General features: G+C 68.1%; 13 protein-coding genes. 11 read left to right on the forward strand and 2 right to left on the reverse strand.

What is annotated here, in order from left to right; genetic code table 11:
- Positions 1-159: 159 nt before the first annotated feature.
- From F4X11_12495 to F4X11_12525, 7 genes are all read left to right on the forward strand, one after another.
- Complete coding sequence (locus F4X11_12495) at positions 160-1,353, forward strand: beta-propeller fold lactonase family protein (protein ID MYN65829.1); 1,194 nt, start codon at positions 160-162, stop codon at positions 1,351-1,353.
- A gap of 82 nt (positions 1,354-1,435) precedes the next feature.
- The gene (locus F4X11_12500; protein ID MYN65830.1) at positions 1,436-1,966 is read left to right on the forward strand and encodes an NYN domain-containing protein; all 531 of its coding nucleotides are present in this window, start codon (positions 1,436-1,438) and stop codon (positions 1,964-1,966) included.
- A 238-nt stretch (positions 1,967-2,204) separates the two neighbouring features.
- Positions 2,205-3,359 carry a carboxylate-amine ligase gene (locus F4X11_12505; protein ID MYN65831.1) on the forward strand — a complete coding sequence of 385 codons (1,155 nt, stop codon included), beginning with the start codon at positions 2,205-2,207 and terminating at the stop codon, positions 3,357-3,359.
- Between the two features lie 249 nt (positions 3,360-3,608).
- Complete coding sequence (locus tag F4X11_12510) at positions 3,609-4,421, forward strand: hypothetical protein (GenBank protein ID MYN65832.1); 813 nt, start codon at positions 3,609-3,611, stop codon at positions 4,419-4,421.
- Positions 4,418-5,416, forward strand: coding sequence for a ParA family protein (locus F4X11_12515; protein MYN65833.1), 999 nt, complete (start codon positions 4,418-4,420; stop codon positions 5,414-5,416). The genes F4X11_12510 and F4X11_12515 overlap by 4 nt, the downstream gene beginning before the upstream one ends.
- Before the next feature lie 151 nt (positions 5,417-5,567).
- Entirely contained in the window at positions 5,568-6,764 is a 1,197-nt protein-coding gene (locus tag F4X11_12520) for an ATP-binding protein (GenBank protein ID MYN65834.1), read from the forward strand.
- A 70-nt stretch (positions 6,765-6,834) separates the two neighbouring features.
- Entirely contained in the window at positions 6,835-7,746 is a 912-nt protein-coding gene (locus F4X11_12525) for an MBL fold metallo-hydrolase (protein ID MYN65835.1), read from the forward strand.
- A 27-nt stretch (positions 7,747-7,773) separates the two neighbouring features.
- Here F4X11_12525 and F4X11_12530 read toward each other — a convergent pair whose 3' ends face one another.
- Complete coding sequence (locus F4X11_12530; GenBank protein ID MYN65836.1) at positions 7,774-8,397, reverse strand: STAS domain-containing protein; 624 nt, start codon at positions 8,395-8,397, stop codon at positions 7,774-7,776.
- Between the two features lie 292 nt (positions 8,398-8,689).
- Between F4X11_12530 and F4X11_12535 the strand changes: the two genes are divergently transcribed.
- Together F4X11_12535 and F4X11_12540 are read left to right on the forward strand one after the other, a co-directional pair.
- Complete coding sequence (locus F4X11_12535) at positions 8,690-8,902, forward strand: hypothetical protein (GenBank protein MYN65837.1); 213 nt, start codon at positions 8,690-8,692, stop codon at positions 8,900-8,902.
- On the forward strand, positions 8,835-9,710 hold the full coding sequence (locus tag F4X11_12540) for a cytochrome c (protein MYN65838.1): 876 nt from the start codon (positions 8,835-8,837) through the stop codon (positions 9,708-9,710). The genes F4X11_12535 and F4X11_12540 overlap by 68 nt, the downstream gene beginning before the upstream one ends.
- A gap of 10 nt (positions 9,711-9,720) precedes the next feature.
- Here the strand turns inward: F4X11_12540 and F4X11_12545 are convergent, their stop codons facing one another.
- Positions 9,721-11,481 carry an ankyrin repeat domain-containing protein gene (locus F4X11_12545; GenBank protein MYN65839.1) on the reverse strand — a complete coding sequence of 587 codons (1,761 nt, stop codon included), beginning with the start codon at positions 11,479-11,481 and terminating at the stop codon, positions 9,721-9,723.
- A 273-nt stretch (positions 11,482-11,754) separates the two neighbouring features.
- On the opposite strand from F4X11_12545, the gene F4X11_12550 reads away from it, so the two are divergent.
- Entirely contained in the window at positions 11,755-14,169 is a 2,415-nt protein-coding gene (locus F4X11_12550; protein MYN65840.1) for a DUF1592 domain-containing protein, read from the forward strand.
- Between the two features lie 50 nt (positions 14,170-14,219).
- Entirely contained in the window at positions 14,220-15,572 is a 1,353-nt protein-coding gene (locus tag F4X11_12555) for a DUF1552 domain-containing protein (protein MYN65841.1), read from the forward strand.
- Positions 15,573-15,609 lie beyond the last annotated feature (37 nt).

Genomic DNA, 15,609 nt, shown 5'->3' on the forward strand with positions numbered 1-15,609 from the left:
TTCGGTTCGAAGGGGGCAGGCCGTTGGCGCCTGTCCCCTTCGTTTCGTCTCCGGCGTTGTACGAGGCATGATTACGGTGGAGTCACAGCCGACGCGGGCTCGGGACATCCGGGAAACCGTCGCGACGGCGCGTCGGCCGTCCGGAAAGGAGCGAACGGCATGAGTCAGAACACGGCGATCCTGCTCGGCGCCGGAGCGATCGCGATCACCGTCGTGGGGGGCTCCTGCGCGACGAACGCCAGCATCGCTGACCTGAGAAACGTCATGACGATGCGCATGGACAGCTTCGAGGAGCGCCTGTCGACCCTCGAAGGGGAGTTGCGCACGCAAGGAACGACCCTGGTGGAGCTGGCCGACGCGGTGCCGCCGCCTCCGCCGCCCGCGCCGGCGCCTCCGCCCCCCTACCACGTATTCGTCACGAACGAATATTCCGGCGACCTGACGGTCATCGCCGGAGGCACGAACGAGGTCGTCGACACCTTTGCACTGGGTAAGCGGCCGCGCGGCATCAAGGTGTCGCCGGACCGGACCCAGCTCTTCGTGGCGCTGAGCGGCTCGCCGCCGGCTCCGCCCGGCACCGACATGAGCACCCTGCCCCCGCCGGACCGTTCGGCGGACGGCATCGGCGTGGTCGACATCGCGGCCGGCGAGGTGGTGAACATCGTCCATGCCGGCACGGATCCCGAGCAGCTCGCGATCAGCGCGGACGGCACGCGGCTCTACGTCGCCAACGAGGACGCGGGCGAGGCGAGCGTCGTCGACATCGCCAGCGGCGAGTTCCTGGCCCGGTTCCCGGTCGGGGGCGAGCCCGAGGGCGTCCGCATCAGCCCGGACGGCAGCGTGGTCTACGTCACCTCGGAGGAGGACAACCAGGTCTCGGTCATCGATACCGCCGCCAACGAGGTCATCGCGGTGTTCGAGGTGGGCGCCCGCCCGCGCGCGACGGGGTTCTCGCCGGACGGCAGCCGCGCCTACGTGACCGCCGAGAACAGCGGCACGGTGCATGTCGTCGACACGTCGACCCACGAGGTCATCGAGACGATCCAGCTCACCGGTGAGTTGATGCGGCCGATGGGCGTCGTCGTGTCGCCCGACGGGTCGCGCGTCTACGTGACGAACGGGCGCGGGCGCGACGTGGTGGTCATCGACGCGGCCACCAACGAGGCGGTGGCGGAGGTCGAGGTGGGCGATCGGCCGTGGGGCATCGGCGTCACCCCGGACGGCCGGTACCTCTACACCGCGAACGGCCCGTCGCACGACGTCAGCGTCGTCGACACGGAGACGTTGGAGGTGATCGCCCGCATTCCGGCCGGCGAGCGGCCGTGGGGGATTGCCATCGTGCCGGCGGAGTGATCGCGCGCTTGACGAATTACAAATGACCGACTAGACTAGAAAAGCATTTACTCCCCGTCGGACTTGCCGGAATCCGTCCTGCATTGTCAGGGAACGGAGAAGGCCCCGACGGGGTTATTTTTTTCCTCCGCACGTGCCGCCAGAACCTGCCACGAAACGTGTCGTATCATTCTTCGACGGCCAAAACCTATTTTGGCACGCCAAGGCTGCGTTCGGGCATCAGCATCCGAACTACGATCCGAACCTGCTCAGTGAGGCCGTGTGTCGTAGGAATGGCTGGCGAAGTCACGGCGTGCGGTTCTATACGGGTGTCCCTTCGGCCGATAGAGATCCACGCTGGCACGCGTACTGGCAGCGTCGGCTTCTGAGCATGCGGCGGGCAGGTATCCATGTGACGTCTCGTCCCATTCGTTACCGCACGAAGGAAGTCCGCTTGGCGGACGGCACGCGTCAACAAATCGATGCGACGCAAGAGAAGGGTATCGATCTTCGACTGGGACTGGATGTGGTTCGCCTTGCTCGCCAAGGCCAATTTGACGTGGCGGTGATCTTCAGCCAAGACCAGGACTTGCGGAGGTCGCGACCGAAATCCGAGACATCTCCCTCGCCGTGAACCGTTGGCTGAAGATCGTGTCGGCTTTCCATCCAGTTCCACCGCCTCTGCAGGGAGAGGCATCGACAAGACCGACTGGTTCAAGATGGATCAGGCGTTCTACGATGCCTGTCTCGACCCAAAGGACTATCGGCAATGAGGGGCGAAGTGCGATAGTCCGGGGCGCCCCGGGTGGCCCGGATGATCCTGTTATCGCTGCTACACTGGCGGGAGACTGACGGCTGAAGAAGTCCGACCCATGAGCGAACCCGATCTCGCCATCACCCTCGGCGTCGAGGAGGAGTTCTTCCTCGTCGACCCGGAAACACGTGACCTGGTGTCCGATCCCGACCCGGACATCTTCGCGGCGTGCGAGCGGCAGCGCGGGCCGCACAAGGTCGTGCACGAGGCGCTCCGGTCGCAGATCGAGACCAGCACGAAGGTCTGCGGATCGGTGGCGGAGGCGCGCGAGGCGCTGCGGGAGACCCGGCGGCTGGTCGTCGAGTCGGCCGCGAAGCACGGGGTGGCGGTGATGGCCGCGTCGAGCCATCCGTTCGCCGAGTGGCAGTCGCAGCTCATCACGCCCCGCGAGCGGTACGAGCGCTTCGCCGTCACGTTCCAGGAGAGCGTGCGGCGGCTGATCGTCGGCGGCATGCACGTCCACGCCGGTTTCGGTGACGCCGATTCGCGCATCCGGGTGATGACCGCGACCCGGCGTTACCTGCCGCTGGCGCACGCGCTGTCGACCTCGTCGCCCTTCCACGCGGGCCGCGAGACCGGGTTCAAGTCCTGCCGGTTGAGCATCATGGGTGCGCTGCCGCGAACGAGCATGCCCGGTCCGTTGCTGTCGCGGGCGGACTACGAACGCATCGTGGCGGCTTACCGGCGGATGGAGTTCATCGAGAGCGGCAGCGAACTCTGGTGGGACGTCCGGCCCTCTCAGGACTATCCGACGGTGGAGATGCGAATCTGCGACACCTGCCCGCGTCTGGACGATGCGGTGAGCCTCGTCGCGCTCTACGCGTCACTGGTCCGCCGGCTGCTGCAACTGGACCGCCGTGGTCTGCTGCCGCCCGATCCGCCCACGGAGATCATCGCCGAGAATCGCTGGCTGGCCCAGCGTTACGGCGTGCTCGCTTTCCTCGGCAACGTCTGGGGTAGCGGCGGACGCGTGGACATCCAGGACTACGCTGCCCGGCTCGTCGAGGAACTGGCCGACGACGCCCGCGACCTCGGTTGCGAGGACGAGTTGCAGCACGTGCTCACGATCATCCACGACGGCAGCAGCGCCGACCGGCAGCTCGACCACTTCCGTCTCCGCCGGCTGGAGGGCGATTCGCACGAAGAGGCGTTGCGTGCCGTGGTCGACCTGTTGATCGCCGAGACGCGGGAGGGCATCGAAGTCGATGCGTGACGTCCTGCCGGCAGCCCGGTGCTTGTTCGCCTCGCGGCCCGCCCGTGTTCCGATCGTCGAGGTCCCGTATCCGTTCGGCGAGACCTGCGCCGCGCTGATCGAGGATTCGACGGCTTGGCGCTGGAGTTGATCGAAGCCGTTTCCCGACTCGGGCCTGGCCCTCCCCTCGCTCCTGCTCTTCGTGGCCCGGACCCGCCGGCCCCGCCGCCTGTCCGGAACCCTACTGATGTACGCTGGGACCGCGAGGCCATGCTGACGACGGACGAGCTACGGGCGTTGATCGCGAACCACGAGTCCGACCGTGCGGAGTTGACGACCTCCACGAAGAAGACGGACAAGTTCGGGGAGGCGATCTGCGCGTTCGCGAACGATTTTTCCGATCACCGACAGCCGGGCTATCTGATCGTCGGGGTGGACGACAAGGGAAGGGTCGGCGGTCTGACCGTGGGCGACGAGCTGCTGCGGAGTCTCGGCAACCTCCGTTCGAACGTCAACATCGAACCGCTGCCGGGCATGACCGTGCAGAAGTACTCGTTGCCGGAGGGCGAGGTGGCGGTGGTTGAGGTCCTGCCGTCAGATCTCCCCCCCGTGCGATACAAGGGCAGGGTCTGGATTCGGGTAGGTCCATCGCGCCGCGGCGCGAACCAGCAGGAAGAGCGGATCCTGATCGAGAAGCGAACGGCGCTGCAGCGGTCGTTTACTCTCCGCGAGCGAACGGTGGCGGACTACCCGCCGGTGGCGATTCGCGAGCTGCTGTTGAATGCAATCATGCACCGGTCGTACGAGACCAATGCCCCTGTTCGGTTCTACTGGTACGATGACCGCATCGAGATCCAGAACCCAGGCGGGCTCTACGGCATGGTGTCGCGCGAGAACTTCCCACGACAGACGGACTACAGGAATCCGGTTCTCTCCGGCGCATTGGCGACGCTCGGCTACGTCAACGCGTTCGGGCGCGGCGTGATCCGTGCGCAGGAGGCACTGCGGAGAAACGGTAACCCGGAGGCGGAGTTCACGTTCGAGACCTCCCACGTGCTGGCGACCATCCGGAGGGCGGCGTGAAGACGATCGCCTTCTTCAACAACAAGGGGGGCGTCGGCAAGACCACCCTGGTCTATCACCTTGCCTGGATGTATGCGGAGCTCGGGTACTCAGTGGTGGCGGCGGACCTCGATCCGCAGGCCAACCTGAGCGCCGTGTTTCTTAGCGAAGACCGACTCGAGGAGTTGTGGCCTGATGATGAGCATCCCGACAGCATTCTAGGCGCGGTCTCTCCCATCCTGCGGGGGGTCGGCGACATCCGGGAGCCGCATGTCGAGCCAATTACCACTAACCTCGGCCTGGTCGTCGGTGATCTGGGTTTGTCGAGTTTCGAGGCGAAGCTGTCTTCGGCGTGGCCGGACTGTCTGGGTCGTGACGAGTCTGCATTCCGTACCGAGTCGGCCTTCTACCGCACGATCCTCAACGCCGCGTACAAACGGAATGCTGACTTGGCCCTCGTTGACGTCGGCCCGAACCTGGGCGCCATCAACCGGGCCGTTATCGTTGCGGCCAACTTCGTCGTCTTTCCGCTGGCTCCCGATCTGTTTTCCCTGCAAGCACTCCGCAACGTCGGACCGACGCTCCGCGAGTGGCGCAACGATTGGCAGGACCGCTTGGAACGCCGTCCGCAGGTGCAGGACCTGCAACTGCCGACCGCCGATATCCTGCCGGCCGGCTACATTGTGATGCAACATGCTGTTCGTGCGGGTCGTCCCGTGCAGGCGTACCAGAAATGGATCAAGCGCATTCCGAACGTCTATCGTAAAGAGGCGCTCGAGCAGACCGGCAGCAGCGTGTCCTCCACGGAAAACGACTCGGAATGCCTTGCCACTCTCAAACACTACCGCAGCTTGATGGCCATGGCTCACGAAGCCCGCAAACCGATGTTCCATCTGAAAGCAGCGGACGGTGCTTTGGGTGGTCACATATACGCCGTGCAGGATTGCTATCGGGATTTCGGGACGCTGGCGCGTCGGATTGCCGACAGGTGCGGCTTCCGCGAGTCGTTGGACTGAATTGGGCGGTAAGGTAGACGGAATCTGATGGTAACCGAAAAATACTCGAAACGATTTGCGGAGCTCGCTTGAATCCTTGGCAAGCGTCATGCTTTATAGGTGACAGTGTCACGGAATTGACACGACGCGATCGGCGTGTCAGCATCTCCGGGTGCTGCGCCGCCACCTGACCGAAGCACTCTGCGCCGCCGCGGCCCTCAACCCGTGCGTGACCCTCACCGGTCCCCGCCAGTCGGGAAAGACCACGCTCGTGCGGGCGCTCTTTCCGGACCACCTGTATCTGTCGCTCGAAGCACCGGACCTTCGCACGCGGGCAATCGAGGACCCGCGCGGTTTCCTGGCGCAGGGAGACAGACTGATCCTGGACGAGATCCAGCGCGCGCCGGATCTGCTCTCGTACATCCAGATCCTCGTCGACGAGGACGATCGGTCGGGACGGTTCATTCTGACCGGTTCCCAGAACATCCTGCTCATGGAGTCGGTTTCGCAGACGCTGGCGGGACGCACCGCCCTGGTCCGCCTGTATCCGCTGTCGCTCGCCGAGCTGCTCGAACGGCCGCCGGTGGATGCGGAGCACCTGGACGGGGATGACGCGGGCGGCGCCGCCGCGGTGCCGGACCGAAGTCTCTGGAAGACGCTGGTCGACGGCTTCTATCCGCGGATTCACGATCGGGGCGTCCCGGCCGGGGAGTGGCTTGCGGACTACCTCCGCACGTACATCGAACGGGATCTTCGCGAGGTGATGCAGGTCTCGGATCTGCGCAGCTTCGAGCGCTTCATGCGCCTCGCCGCCGCCCATACGGGGCAGGAGCTCAACCTGACCGGCCTCGCCAGTGACGTAGGGATCACCCAGCAGACGGCGAAGCGCTGGCTGGCGGCGTTGGAGATCGGCTATCTGGCGACAACGCTCCCGCCGCATCATGCGAGCTACCGCAAGCGCCTGCGTAAACGCCCGCGGTTGCACTTTCTCGATACCGGGCTCGCCTGCTACCTGCTGGACATCCGGGACGCGGCGACCCTGGAACGCCACCCGTTGCGCGGCGCCATCTTCGAGTCGTTCGTCGTATCGGAGCTGATCAAGAGCTTCGCGGCCCGGCGTCGTGACGCGCCGCTGTACTTCTGGCGGGACGCTACCGGGCACGAGGTGGATGTGCTGATCGACACTGGTGGGCGGGTCATCCCGCTCGAGGTGAAGTCGGGCCGGACCGTCGCCGCCGACGCGGTCGACGGGCTTGTCTGGTGGACGTCGATCTCCGGGAATCCGAACCGCGGCGGGGTACTGGTCCATGGAGGCAGCGAGCGCTTCGAGTTCAAGGGCGTCCGCGTGCTGCCCTGGTTCCTGCGCTGAGAGAGGTTCGACGGGCCCTGGCGGGACCCGGCTTTGCCACCGGCTGTAAGATGGCGCCCGGAGGGTGACGATGCGTGAAATGAAGATGATTGCGGGAATGTCGGCGGCCGTGCTGGCCGTGGCGGTAGTGATCTCGGCCGCACGGCCAGCGGCCGAGCAAACGATCACCGCCGACGAGCTCGCGGAACTGACGGCCATCCGGCCGGTGCCGGGCAAGAACGGGCTGTACGTGATTCCGGGCTACGACGGCGGCGTGACCGGCGGCAACGTGGCGGTCCGGGTAACCAACGACGGCGTGATCATCGTCGACAACAAGTTCCCGCACAGCTTTCGGATGATCATGTCCGAGGTCCGCAAGGTGACGTCGCTTCCGATCAAGTACGTCCTCGACACCCATCATCACGGCGACCACGCCGGCAGCAACGCCGACTTCATGGCGGTCGGCGAGGTGATCTCGCACAAGAACGCGCGCCGGAACATGCTTCGCAACAACCAGCCCGGGGCGCCGCGCATCGTCTTCAGCGACGAGACGTCGGTGTTCCTCGGCGGGGTCGAGGCGCGGGCGCATCACTTCGGGCGCGGCCACACGAACGGCGACGCGGTCATCTACTTCCCCGAGCTGCGAACGATACACACCGGCGATCTCTTCATCTGGGGGCAGCGGTCCGACGGCAGCACGTTGGCGCCCTTCATGGACTACAACAACGGCGGGAGTGGCCTGGCCTGGACGGCCACGCTGGACGGCGTGCTGGCGCTCGACTTCGATACCGTGATTCCGGGCCACGGCCCGGTCCTCTCGAAGGACGAGGTGCGCATCTTCCGCGACCGGATGCAGACGTTGCAGGATCGCATGCGGGCGGCGGTCGAGGCGGGCGCCAGCCGCGACGACGTGCCGGACCGGGTGCAGACCGCCGATCTCGACTGGCCGTTCCGTCCGGCGGCGCTGCAGGCGCTCTACGATGAGGTGTCCGCGGACCGGTAGGGTGCTCGAACGGCGGCGGCGGGTGATTCAGTCTGCGCCGGATTCGACGACTTCATCCAACGCTCGCGACGCGGCGATGAACATCTCCTTCAGGACCAGCATACGCTGGCGCTTCAACTGCTCGACGCGCTGCCACAAGGCGTCGTTGATGCGGACCAGCGCTTCCTCGCGCATCTCTTCGGAGAGCGTGCACTCGTTGATGTACTCGTACTTCTCGATCGTGAATCCGGCGATGTCCTTCAGGTTGTCGCCTACGACATCGAAATCGATCTCGCCCCGGAGAATCGGAGGCTCCTGCTCGCCGGAGCCCGGATCGGCGGACAGCGCATCGATCGCCTGCTTGTCGGAGCCGTGCGTCGGCACAATCCTGTCGATGCCGCTCACCGAGAAGACCTCGCGAATCGGCCCTGGGAGCGAGCAGACGGCCGCCTGCGCGCCTCGTTTCCTGAGCTGCTTGGCCAGCATCAGCACGACCCGCAGTCCCGCGCTGCTCATGAAGGCGACCTTCTCGAAGTCCAACACCACGGTCCTGGCGGTCGGGTTCAGACCGGATTCGAGGACGCGCTCGAACTCCACCGTATTGGAGCTGTCAATGCGTCCCTCCATCCTGGCGATCGCGGCGCCTTCCCGCTGTTCCCAGTTGATTCGCATACCGGCTGGCTACCTCTTCGAAATAACAGGCGGTCTCGTCAACTCATGCCAAACGCTGGCGTCTCGTGAAATGCTACACCGATGCGCCTGCAATCCACGAGCCGGGCGCCGGCGCGTGCCGACGTGCAGGCCGGGATGAGGACGCGATTCCCGGCGCCGCGGCTCCCCGGCGACGCGCGTGCCGCCGCAGCAGCCAGCATGGTATAACGGGGGCGGGCAGGCGGCCGCCCCGCGCGCGGCCGCGTCCGGCCGCCGGGTCGGACCTCGGAGTGGAGCAGGGGAGGACGGGACGATGGACGGGATGTACTGCTGCAGCTACGCGCGCTTCGCCGTGCGCGCCGGGATCGTCGCCGCCATCGTCGGCGTGGCGCTGTTCGCCGCGGCGAGTCTGGCCGGCGCGCAGACGATCGGGACGGAGACGAGCCAGCCGGGGACCCATGTCATTCGGGGGCTGGCCGACGACGGCTGTCTCTACGCGGCGGCCGACGTTGCCGTCACCCCCTGATTCCGGGCCGGGCCACAGGACCATGCAGACAGGATCGACAACCGTGCGGCAGAGGCGTCTTCACGTGTCAATACCGGCGGCGGCCGTCGTGCTGCTGTCGGTGGCCAACCTGTCCGGCGGCGTGTTCGAGGCGCAGGCGGGCCAGGACGGGCGGACGGTGTGGGACGGCGTCTACACGGCCGGGCAGGCGGCGCGCGGCAAGGTCGTCTACGACACCAGTTGCGGTGCGTGCCATCTGCCCGACATGAGCGGTTCGGACGAGGCGCGCCCGCTCGCCGGCGAGCGCTTCATGCAGGACTGGCGCGAGGACACGCTGCACACGCTGTTCGTCCGCATCCGCAACCTGATGCCGTTCGACGAGCCCGCGACCCTCAGCGCCGACGCCTACCTCGACAGCGTCGCCTACATCCTCGAGTTCAACGGGTTCCCGCCCGGCGAGCGCGAGTTGACGTCGGAGGGCCTCGAGGACATCCGGATCGAGGGCCGGGACGGGCCGGCCGAGGTGCCGAGCTTCGCCCTGGTGGAGGTGGTCGGTTGCCTGACCGAGGATGCCGGCGGCTGGCTGCTGACGAACAGCACCCGGGCCGTTCGCACGCGGGACCCGTCCGCCTCGACCGAGGACGAGCTGAGCTCCCTCGGCTCCCGTCCGACGGGCACGCGGACCTTCGGCCTGATGAACGTCTACCCGAATCCGGCCGAGCACGCCGGACACCGGATGGCGGTCAAGGGATTCCTGATCCGCGACCCGAACGGCGATCGGATCAACGTCAGCTCGCTCGGGATGGTCGCCGATGCCTGCGCGCGGTAGGTGAGCGCGCCTACTGGCCGGCCGGCTTCACCACGGCCACGCTGTTCACGTCCTTCTGGTGCCTCGCGGCGTCGTAGACCCCGCTGTCCCGCATGATCCGACGCAACAGCTCCGCGGTGTGGTCGGCGCGCTTCACCGTGCCGGTGTAGTGCACCCCGTCCGCGATGCGCAATGGCGTCCAGCCCTCCTGGCTCTCCGCAAGGAGATCGGCGCCCCGCTCGGCCAGGAACTCCACGATCGGGTTCGCGCCCCGCAGCGCGGCGCCGTGCAGCGCCGTGTAGCCCCGGTCGTCGGCCCCGTTGACATTGTGATCGCCCAGCTCCCAGGCGAGCTGCACGGCCTCGAACGCCTCCTCGTTGGTCCCGGCGCTCTCGCCCAGGTTGAAGATGCCGACCCCGGCCGCCACCATCAGGGGCGACGCGTTGCCCTCGGTCGGCAGCCGCGAGTCGGCGCCGTACTCCGCCAGCAGGCGCATCAGCGGCGGGTCGGCATGCTTCGCGGCGAGCAGGTACGGCGTGGCGCCGACGCGGTTCAGGTTGTTTCGCTCGCGGTTGTTGAACCGCGCGGTCTGGCGTGCGTTGGGGTCGGCGCCGTTGTCGAGCAGGAAGCGCGCGAGGGCCAGGGTGTCGACGCGGTCGAGCAGCACCACCGGCGGCATGCCCTTGCCGGAGTTCGGGCGCCGGGTGTAGGCCAACTGGTGCAACGCGGTCCAGCCCTGCTCCGCCGCGTTGGGATCGGCCCCGCGCTCGACGAGGTACTGCGCCAGCGAGAAGTGCCCGTTCATCACCGCGAGCACCAGGGCGCTGGTGCCGATGGTCGGGTCGCGCCGGGCGTCCTCCGGAGCGTCGTCCTCGGTGGCGGGCGGCCGTATGGTGTCGTTGACGTCGGCCCCCGCTTCGAGGAGCGCCACCACGGCGTCGGCCCTGCCCGCGCGGGCCGCGTACAACAGCGCGGACCAGCCGGCCGTGGAACGTTCGTCGACGGCTGCGCCGAGCTCGATCAGCGCATGGACGGCGGCCGGATGATTCTCTGCGGCGGCCCAGTGCAGCGCGGTCTGCCCGCGCCAGCTCTCGCGTGCGCGCAGGTCCGCGCCGCGGGCCAGCAGCAGCCGCAGCACGTCGACGTCGCCGGTCCGCGCTGCGGTCATCAGCACGGTCTCGCCCTCCGGCAGCGTCGTGTTCGGGTCGGCGCCGGCGTCGAGGAGCGCCTCCACGATGGCCGCGCTGCCGCGGCCGGCAGCCAGTGCGAGCGGGGTGACGCCGTAGCGGTTGGCGGCCTCCACGTCGGCGCCCGCGCCGAGCAGGAGCCGCGCGGTTTCGACCTGACCCCTGTACGCGGCCCAGTGCAGGGCGGTGGTTCCGTCCGTCTCGGCGCCGTCGACGTCGACGTTCCTCTCCAGCAAGGCCCGGACGGCGTCGGCGTCGGCGGCCCGGGCGGCTTCCACCAGGGGCAGATCACGGGCAGGCGCTGCCGTAGCCGTACCGGCGAGCGACATGCCGAAGACCGCCAGGAGCACAACGCGCAACGACAACCCCGCCACTTTGTCGGCTATCCGCATTTCGGTTCTCCCCGATCCTGCTTGCTTCGCGATCTCTCGCGAAATGAACGGCTGCGCTTCGTCACTCGCCCGGCGGAGATGCCGTGCCGGCGATCGCGATCTCGACGGCTCGGACGCGATCGTCCAGACGCCGGACGTCGGCGCGTACCTCTGCGAGGTCGGTACGCAAGTCGGCGAAGTCCGCCCGCACGTCAGCGAAGTCGGCGCGTACATCCGTTCGCAACGTGTCGACGGCGCTGGCCAGACGGTCGATCTCACGACTCGTGGAACAGGTGCCGATGGAAATGGAGCCGGCAAGGGCACCGGCGGCTACGAGTATCGTGAGCCTGTCCGCGCGCTCCATTGGCCCATGTTATCGCAGATCCGGTCGCCTCTCCACGGGCGATTGTCGTTGACAACCGGTGTGAACGACGTAGGATCTACCGGGTTGGGGTATCGACTGTCCGGGTGCTTGGCCGGGATCGTGTGCGGCCGCAGGGAAAACCGATGACGCGACGCTTACTCGTCCTCTTCGGCGTCTGGATGGTAGCCGGGATGGTGTGGCTCGCGCCTGCGGCGACGGCCGGCCCGGGGCAGGATCCTGCTGCTGCGGAGCCCTCGCCGGTAGCCGCCCACGAGGCGCTGCTTCAGCGCTACTGCCTGACGTGCCACAACGAGCGGCTCGCCGCCCGCGGCACGGTTCCGATCGCGTTGCGCACCGGCGACCTGGCCGACGTGCCGGGCACGGCGGACGTCTGGGAGAAGGTGATCCGCAAGCTCCGCACGGGTTCGATGCCGCCGGCCGGCAGACCGCGTCCCGAGGCGGAGGCCAGCGACGCGCTCGCGGCCTGGCTGGAGACCGAGATCGACCGCGTCGCCGCCACCCATCCCAATCCGGGACGGACGGAGCCGCTGCACCGCCTCAACCGCACGGAGTACCAGAACGCGATCCGCGATCTGCTGGCGTTCGACGTCGACGCCGCGGCGCTGGTTCCGGCCGACGATCAGAGCTACGGGTTCGACAACATCGCGGGGGTGCTGAAGGTTTCGCCGACGCTGCTCGAGCGGTACATGAACGCGGCGCGCACGATCAGCCGCCTGGCCGTCGGGGCGTCGCCGCTGGCGCCGGCCGGCGAGACGTTCCGCATCGTATCGGACCTGTCCCAGTATCAGCATCGGGACGGCCTGCCGTTCGGGACGCGCGGAGGCATGTCCGTCGAGTACAACTTCCCGCGCGACGCCGAGTACGAGATCGAGCTGGAGCTGCTCGACCTGTTCGCCGGCGCCCCGATCCGCGAGCCGCACCAGCTCGAGCTCAGCGTCGACGGCGAGCGGGTCGCCGTCTTCCACCTGACGCCGCCCGACCCCGACCGCGATCAGGGCGCGGCCTACAACCGCGGTCCCGACTCGCTGCGGGCCCGCGTGCAGGTCGGGGCCGGCCCGCGGGTGGTGACGGCGGCGTTCATCAAGAAGACCAGCGCGCTTGCCGAGAGCGTCCGGCAGCCCTTCGACCGGCCGCACGGCGAAGGCGACTATCTGCTGTACCAGCCGCATCTGGGCACGCTGACCATCTCCGGCCCGTTCAATACGCTCGGGGCCGGCGACACGCCGTCACGGAGCCGCATCTTCGTCTGCCGGCCGGAGGGCGAGGCCGGCGAGACGCCGTGCGCGCGGGAGATCATCTCGACGTTGGCGCGGCGGGCCTACCGGCGGCCGGTGACCGCCGCGGATGTCGACGCCCTGCTCGTCTTCTACGACGAGGGCCGGGCCACGGGCGGCTTCGAGGCCGGCGTCGAGCGGGCGGTCCGCGCCCTCCTCGTGAGCCCCGACTTTCTGTTTCGCGTGGTGTCGGATCCGCCCGGGACCGCGTCCGGGGCTCCCTACCGCCTGAGCGACCTGGAGCTGGCGTCGCGCATCTCGTTCTTCCTCTGGAGCAGCATTCCGGACGACGAGCTGCTGGACGCCGCCGCCGCGGGGCGGCTGCGGGATCCCGGCGTCCTGGAACGGCAGGTGCGGCGGATGCTGGCCGACCCGCGGTCCGAGGCGCTGGCGAAGAACTTCGCCGGCCAGTGGCTGCGACTGCGCAACATCTCGGGCGCCCTCCCGTCGGACGTGCTCTTCCCCGACTTCGGCGAGAGCCTGCGGCAGGACTTCGTCCGGGAGACCGAGCTGTTCTTCGACAGCGTCATGCGCGAGGACCGGAGCGTCACCGAGTTGCTGACCGCCGATTACACGTTCCTCAACGAACGCCTCGCCCGGCACTACGGCGTAACCGGCGTCTACGGCAGCGATTTCCGGCGCGTGGCGCTGACCGACCGCAACCGGCGCGGCCTGCTCGGCCAGGGCAGCATCCTGACCGTCACCTCGTACTCCGACCGTACGTCGCCGGTCGGACGCGGCAAGTGGGTGCTGGAGAACGTCCTCGGGACGCCGCCGCCGCCGCCGCCGCCCAACGTCCCGGAGCTGGAGCCGGCCGAGGACTCGGGCAGGGTGCTGGCGATGCGCGAGCGGATGGAGCAGCACCGGGCGAACCCGGTCTGCGCGAGTTGCCATCGGTTGATGGACCCGCTGGGGTTGGCCCTGGAGAACTTCGACGCGGTGGGCCGCTGGCGCGGGCACATGCCGGGCGGCATCGCCATCGACGCGTCCGGTGCGATGCCCGACGGGACGCCGTTCGACGGCCCCGCGGATCTGCGCGGGCTGCTCGTCCGGAACCCGGAACAGTTCGTCACGGTCGTGGCCGAGAAGCTGCTGACCTACGCGCTCGGCCGCGGCGTGGAGTACTACGACGCGCCGGCCGTCCGCCGGATCACCCGCGCCGCGGCGGAGCACGACTACGGCCTGGCGTCGCTCATCGTCGGCGTCGTGAAGAGCACGCCGTTCCAGATGCGGCTGGCCAGGACGGACGCGGCCGCCAACTGAACGCGGAAGAAGAATCAGAGAAAACGGCTCGCTGATCAGGAGTAGCTGTCATGTTCATCACCAAGACCGCGTTGCCTCGTCGGACGTTCCTCCGCGGGATGGGGGTCACCCTCGGTCTGCCGCTGCTCGACGCGATGGTGCCGGCCGCCTCGGCGCTGGCGAATACGGCGGCCAAACCGGTCCGGCGTCTCGGCTTCGTCTACATCCCGAACGGGGCGGTGATGACCCACTGGCAGCCGGAGGGTGACGGCGCGCTCGACGAGCTGTCGCCCACGCTGAGCCCGCTCGCGCCGTTCCAGGACCAGGTCATCGTCCCGATCGGCCTGAGCCAGAAGCAGGCCGAGGCGCTCGGCGACGGCAACGGCGAGCACTCCCGGGCCGGGACCGTGTGGCTGAGCGGCGTCCACCCGAAGGAGACCGAGGGCGCCGACGTCCGCAACGGCATCACGGCGGACCAGATCGCCGCGCAGCACATCGGCGGCGACACGCCGCTGCGGTCGCTCGAGCTGGCGATGGAGCAGACCTACCTCATCGGCAACTGCGACAACGGCTACAGTTGCGTCTACACGAACAGCATCTCCTGGCGGACGGCGACGACGCCGAACCCGCACGAGACGAATCCGCGCATCGTCTTCCAGCGGATGTTCGGCGACGGCGGCACGCGCGAGGAGCGTCTGGCGCAGGTGCAGGAGGATCGCAGCATCCTCGACTGGGTGACCGCCGACATCGCGCATCTGCAGAAGAAGCTCGGCCCGTCGGACCGCAGCAGCGTGAACGAGTACCTAGACTCGGTGCGCGAGGTCGAGCGGCGGTTGCAGGTGGCGGAACGGCAGGGGCGCGAGTCCGTGCTGGAGCTTCCCGACCGCCCGGTCGGGGCCCCGGAGTCGTACGACGAGCACGCCCGGCTGATGTTCGACCTGGTGGCCTTGGCGTTCCGGGCCGACATCACGCGCGTCTTCGTGTTGACGCTCGGCAAGGAGCAGACCAACCGCGCCTATCCGGAGCTGGGCGTCAACGGCGCCCACCACGCGGTGTCGCATCACCAGCACGACCCGCTGAAGTTCGAGCAGGGCCACAAGATCAACCAGTACCACATCGGTCTGACCGCCCATTTCCTGAAGGCGCTGAAAGCGACGCCCGACGGAGAAGGCAACCTGCTGGACCACTCGCTCGTGCTCCACGGCGGCGGAATCAGCGACGCGAACGAGCACTCGCACATCGACCTGCCGCTGGTCCTGGTCGGCGGGGCGGGCGGGGTCAAGGGCGGCAAGATCCTGCGGCACTCGAAGGACACGCCGATGAACAACCTGCTGCTGGCGATGCTGGAGCGGGCCGGCGTGCAAACGGACAAGTTCGGCGACGCCACGGGCAGGCTGCCGCTGGAGCCGCTCTCCGGCGTGTAGCGGGCCGTCGCGAATCGCTCACGGCGAGCCGGTCGGC

Source organism: Acidobacteriota bacterium, from assembly GCA_009861545.1.
Lineage (GTDB): Bacteria > Acidobacteriota > Vicinamibacteria > Vicinamibacterales > UBA8438 > WTFV01.